At 42.1% G+C, this 5,932-nt stretch carries 5 protein-coding genes; all 5 read left to right on the top strand.

Annotated elements, in window-relative coordinates; translation table 11 throughout:
• Positions 1-175: 175 nt before the first annotated feature.
• Positions 176-1,465 carry a hypothetical protein gene (locus IH879_18250; protein ID MCH7676866.1) on the top strand — a complete coding sequence of 430 codons (1,290 nt, stop codon included), beginning with the start codon at positions 176-178 and terminating at the stop codon, positions 1,463-1,465.
• Between the two features lie 153 nt (positions 1,466-1,618).
• The gene (locus IH879_18245; protein MCH7676865.1) at positions 1,619-1,966 is read left to right on the top strand and encodes a PilZ domain-containing protein; all 348 of its coding nucleotides are present in this window, start codon (positions 1,619-1,621) and stop codon (positions 1,964-1,966) included.
• A 60-nt stretch (positions 1,967-2,026) separates the two neighbouring features.
• The gene (locus IH879_18240; protein ID MCH7676864.1) at positions 2,027-3,268 is read left to right on the top strand and encodes a phosphoglycerate kinase; all 1,242 of its coding nucleotides are present in this window, start codon (positions 2,027-2,029) and stop codon (positions 3,266-3,268) included.
• 246 nt (positions 3,269-3,514) lie between these two features.
• Complete coding sequence (locus IH879_18235; GenBank protein ID MCH7676863.1) at positions 3,515-5,086, top strand: M20/M25/M40 family metallo-hydrolase; 1,572 nt, start codon at positions 3,515-3,517, stop codon at positions 5,084-5,086.
• An 18-nt stretch (positions 5,087-5,104) separates the two neighbouring features.
• Positions 5,105-5,932, top strand: an 828-nt coding sequence (locus tag IH879_18230; protein ID MCH7676862.1) for a hypothetical protein, incomplete at its 3' end; no start/stop codon positions are given.

Genomic DNA, 5,932 nt, shown 5'->3' with positions numbered 1-5,932 from the left:
TAGCCCAAAATGAATTAAAAGAACCCCTTCTAAGTACAAGGCTGCCCCATGAAGTATGGGTTGGAAGAAAACTTTATACACGTTTAGCAGATCTACTGGATAATCGTCACAAGAACTTTCAGATGATCGATTGTTTTAAAATGTCGAATAAAGCATTTGCTAAGGGGGAAACTAAGTGAGAGCGCATTCCCGCATTTTAATCGTTTACTTTTGCTTTTCGGTTTTTGTTTTAAAGGGATTTTCACAAACCCAGCCAAGCATTTTTATTGATAGAATGCGCCAGCATGAGCACAATATTCTTAATGCTTATCTGGAATACCAGAAACTATATTACGAAGACAAGTCCAGAATTCATGAACTTCGTGCTTTTGAAGAGCTTTTAACCGTTTACATCAATCAAGTGATGGAAATTTACGAAACTCTTACTCTATCCGAAAGAAAAAATGAAATCCCACGCGATATTGCTTCCCGTTCACTGGTATTCAAGAATTTAATGTTTCTGGAAAAAGCCCCATTGAATGTTGAGTACTATGAAAAGTCTTGTTATGAGTATTACGAAGCGCTTAATCTTTATGAAGACACTGATGCCCCGCCCGTTATTTACAAGAATTTGCCTCAGCCAATTCAAACCGGTTCCAGAACATATTTCCGGCTCATCGACCTTTTAGAAGATAAGGGCAGGGAATTACGTAATTTTGGTAAAGTGAAACTGTCTTTTAGAAAATTTATGATAACGGCCAATTTTGAGCCGGAAATGCTTGAACTTATCAAAGTTTATGACAATCCCATTTCTGTCGAGCGCTTTACCTACCATCTTGCGGAAGAAAGGATCAAAAAAGCATTTGCCCGGGTCTTTCAAGAATCCGGAGAAGGCGAAACTTATGTGGCGCTGCCTCAAGGGACGTATATACTCAGATTTAATTCAGGAATAAAATCGAATCACACCGTTTTGTCCAGATTTTTTGTTAGACCCAACCAGGTACAACATTATGTAATGGAGCCACTGGCCGACTGGATAGTTTTGTATGAAATACCAACCAGTAAGAGACCTGATTACTATAAATTCGCGAGAAAGCAGGCGAACTCGGACTCCGGTTTCTCTAGCGTTTCTAAGCTGACAAACGGACATACAAACGGCACAGGAAAGGGTAAGAATAAATCACCACAGCAAATTTTAAAAACGAATCATTTAAAGCTGGTTGCTCAAATTGTTGCGGAGTTCATGCCCAAATTTGAAATTAAGTTGATATTTGATCTTAACGATCCCGAAATAGAAGACAACGCTATTGAAATTATCGCTGAATCGATTGTTGCCTACGTAGCGAGCAGCGCCTATTACAATAAATGGGATGACTGGACTGCAAGTTGGGAAATTTCTAATAAAATCAGGGAAATTCTAAGTCCAGGAAGCCTGGTGCCAATCGAATTAGTTGAGCTCGTTTACACAGTGTTAAAAGAACTTTAGGTTCCTTCCTTCACTTTTATACCCTCATGACTTTTGATCTTCATTTTACCCAACCCAAAACCAGTGCAAATGGGAGTTGATTTTTTCCTTGCTTTTTTCACCATAAATTTTTAAAATAGCACCTAATAATTCTTACCATTCTTTTCACGAAGAATGAAACCAGTTGAAAAACGTAAGTATCCGCGCGTCGATACTTCCCAAGAAAACTTTTGTAGAATCACGGTCTTTGGTTTAAACGGCAGGCCCCTCGAAGGTCAGATTCTCAATTTAAGCCTGGGCGGAGTTGCTTTTACTAGCCATTGGAGGAACATAGCAATGGCTGCAAAGAAGTTTGCCACCAAAGTTCGCATTCAACTCCCTAATGGCGTTTATGTGGAGGCGAATACGGCGCTACTCAGAGTAAAACCCCAACCCGCCGATGACCAGTGCATCTGTGTTTATAGGTTGACTGAGATGAGTAAAATCAATACTTCTAGACTCAAACATTTTGTTCCCAAGTGACTTTTAATTTGAGAGTCATCTCAAAGATGACTCTCAAATCTACCCAAAATAGGAGGTTAAATGGACCGGCAGGTAATCGATGATTTGGACTTATCCGGGAAGCGAGTCCTCACAAGAGTTGATTTTAATGTCCCAATCGCGGACGGTAAGGTAATAGATGATACAAGAATTGAGGCTGCTTTACCAACAATAAAAAAGATAATCGGCGACAAAGGAAAACTTATTCTGATGTCGCATCTGGGGCGTCCGAAAGGTGAAGCTAAAGAAGAGTTTAGACTTAAGCCTGTCTGCGAACGATTGTCCGAACTTATCGGTCAGGATGTAAAAATGGCCACTGACTGTGTCGGTGAAAGCATTGAGAATCTTGCAAACGGCTTGGCTGACGGAAAAGTTTTACTTCTCGAGAATACTCGTTTTCACAAAGAGGAAACTGCGAATGATGCTGAGTTTGCCAAACAGTTAGCCAATTTAGGAGACGTTTATATTAACGACGCTTTTGGTGCAGCTCATCGCGCTCACGCTTCTACACAAGGCGTTGCTAAACTTATCAAAGAGTCAGGCGCGGGCTATCTAATGCAATCCGAAGTGGAGAATCTCACCAAACTGCTGGAGAATGCTGAAAAGCCCTACGTGGTGATTCTGGGCGGCGCCAAAGTCTCCGACAAGCTAAAAGTGATCCATAATTTAGTAACCCGGGTTAACGCGATGCTGATCGGTGGTGGCATGGCCTACACTTTCCTCAAAGCCAAACAGGTAGGGGTTGGCAACTCGATTTTAGATGAAGAAAGAATTGCAATGGCTTACAATTCGATGGTTGTTGCTCAGAATCCGCACCCATATAAAAAGTTGCAATTTTTACTTCCTGAAGATCATATTATTGCCAATGGAAAAGCTGGCTCGGGATTCAAAACCAGTGACGATGCCGAAATTCCTGCGGACTGGAGAGGGGTTGATATTGGGCCAAAAACAATTGCCAGATTCAAAGAGATTGTAAATGAGGCGAAAACTATTTTCTGGAACGGTCCGATGGGAATTTTTGAGGATGACAATTTCGCCAAAGGAACAATCGAAATTGCCAACGCAGTGGCTCAAGCGACCGACCGTGGCGCATTCACAGTTGTGGGAGGTGGCGATTCCATCGCTGCGATTGAAAAAGCCGGCGTAAAAGATAAAATTTCCCATGTTTCTACGGGCGGCGGTGCTTCCCTGGAGTTTCTTGGCGGAATCGATCTACCGGGAATTATGGCCCTTGCAAAAGCTAAGAAAAAAGCAGAACCCGCAAAGAAAGAGGATGAGAATTAGCGCTGAAACACTCCCCTGAAAGTCCATCTTTGATTTAACTTTCACTTACTACCGATGGGCCTGTCCAAAAGTGTGCAAAAGGACGTCTTTGCGAGCGTTTTTTTGCGAAGCAATCTCCTCCGCAAGCATGAGATTGCTTCATCCTGCAAAGAAACGCAGGATTCGCAAACGACATGTCTAGACTTTTGGACAACCCCAATCGTTTATTTTATCAGGAAAATTTAAATCTTTAACAGGATTGTATAAATGAAAAAAGCTTCAAACTCAATTTTACTGCTTGCGTTATTTTTTAATTTAATCGCACTTGCCTCTTCAAATGGTCCGTCCAGGTCTGCGCTCGATTCGATTCGTCCTGCAGATGTCAGAAAGCACATCGATTTTTTAGCTTCCGACTTACTAAAAGGAAGAAACACTCCGAGCGAGGGTTTGAACATTGCCGCAGATTATCTGGCAGCTGAATTTAAGCGGTATGGATTGGAGCCTTTAAGTGGCAGCTATTTTCAAGAATTTAATGTGAATCGGGTTCGATTAGGAGAAGAAAATTATTTAAAGCTAACGGAAACCGGTCAACCGGGAATCTCATTCCGTATTAAAAGAGAGTTCATGCCTTACGGATTTACGGCAAACAGTGCAGCGGTAGGCGGGTTGATTTTTGCCGGTTATGGAATTACAGCTCCTGAATTTAATTACGATGATTATCAAAATATCGATGTTAAAGATAAAGTTGTTTTAATTTTTCGCCATGAGCCGGCTGAAAAAGATTCCACAAGTGTTTTTGACGGAATGAAAAGTTCAGCTCATTTTCAACTTCGCTCAAAAGTTGAAAATGCCATTGCACATGGTGCGGCTGCATTATTGGTCGTGAACGATCCCCTAAATCACCGCTCTATGAGACCACGGGGATTCCCATGGCCTTCTTTGTATAAGAACATTCCGGCTGACGCCGTGCCTCTGACGTTATCGCTTTCCGAGGATAAAAAAATACCAGTTGTTCAGGTCGGGAAAAAATTCATAAATCAAATCTTCGGGAGTGTGGACAGTTTGAAGGCGATTCAAAAGGAAATAGACAGTTCTCTGGAAACCAAATCATTTGAAATTGCTAACTTTACGGTCAATCTTAAAACTTCCACTAAAATCGAATCCGAAACCACTAAAAATGTAGTTGCCTTGTGGGAAGGGTCCGATCCAAAATTAAAAAATGAAGCAATCGTCATCGGGGCACATTACGACCACGTTGGAATTAACGAAAAAGATTTTAAGCCTAATGAAGACAATATTTTTAACGGCGCGGATGATAATGCCTCCGGGACGGTTGGGCTTCTGGAAATCGCGGAGGCGTTTTCATTAGCGCCTCGTACTAAGAGAAGCATTATTTTTATTGCCTTTGCCGGGGAGGAAAAAGGATTGTTTGGCTCACGAGTTTATGTGGAAAGACCACTCTGGTCTCTTACTGACACAAAAGCCATGTTTAATATGGATATGATTGGCCGGAATGACGGGGAGAAAGTATCTATCGTGGGTTACACCCGCAGTCCGGATCTCAATGAAATCAACACGCGAGAAAATAAATTTGTCGGTTTAACTCTTGAATACAACGCAGAACAGTTTTTTAGGAGAAGCGACCAATATAATTTTGCACGCAAGAAGATTCCCGTGCTTTTTTACCATACCGGCGAACATGAAGATTATCACAAAGTCACCGATCATTCCGATAAAATCAACGAAGGCAAGATCGCTATGATAGCCAAGCTGCTATTTCGCACCGCCTGGCAAGCGGCTAATACGAATCAGACTTTCAAATACATCGAACAAAATTAAATTAACCCTGGAGGAAAGATGAAACACAGATACTTGGTTCTTTTTGGAATCGCTGCGGTTCTTTTCAATCTAAATTTCAATTCTGGCCACGCTTCGGATTCCTATAAACTAAAATATAAAATGGCGAAAGGGACGGTTCTACATTACAACATGGATTCCAAAATGGAGTCACTTCAGGAGATGATGGGTTCTGAAATGGAGTCGAATTCAAAAATTAACGCGAAAATAAAGATAACTTCTGAAGGTGAAAATAAAGACGGCAATTTGACCTACCTATTGGTTTACGAATCGATGTTGTTTGAGATGGTTAGTTCAATGATGGATTCTACTTTTAAAGATCCCGAGGGTTTAATCGGTAAGCGGGTTCGGAAAACCATCACCCCAAGCGGCGATCAAATTGAATCGGTAGAACTCGATAGCATCAAATTGGGGCTGCTCGCCCACGCGGGGGGCGGTTTAGCGAGTGGGCGTGAATTTTTTCCGAATCTTCCAGACAGTGAACTGAAAATGGGAGAGAAGGTGAGCGTGACCGATGTCGATTCCCTGGATACTTTAGGCGGCACGACGGTGAGTAAATCCGAAATGGAATTTACACTTACGGGAAAAGAAACGAAATTTGGTTACGATTGCCTAAAAATTGATGTAAAGGGCACCATTACCCTTGAAGGCGACGGCACAATGCAGGGTATGAAGTTCTTTATCGAAGGTGACGGCGACTTTCAGCGTACCTTGTATTTTGCTCCGAAGGAAGGACTTTTGGTGGCCGCCGACAGCCAGACGGACATGGAAATGACCGCTGCTATTACCGGCCAAATGAGCATGACTATTCCGATTACCCAGTCCATG

Source organism: candidate division KSB1 bacterium, from assembly GCA_022562085.1.
Classification (GTDB): domain Bacteria; phylum Zhuqueibacterota; class Zhuqueibacteria; order Oceanimicrobiales; family Oceanimicrobiaceae; genus Oceanimicrobium.
This window is presented reverse-complemented; position numbering and strand designations above follow the sequence as displayed.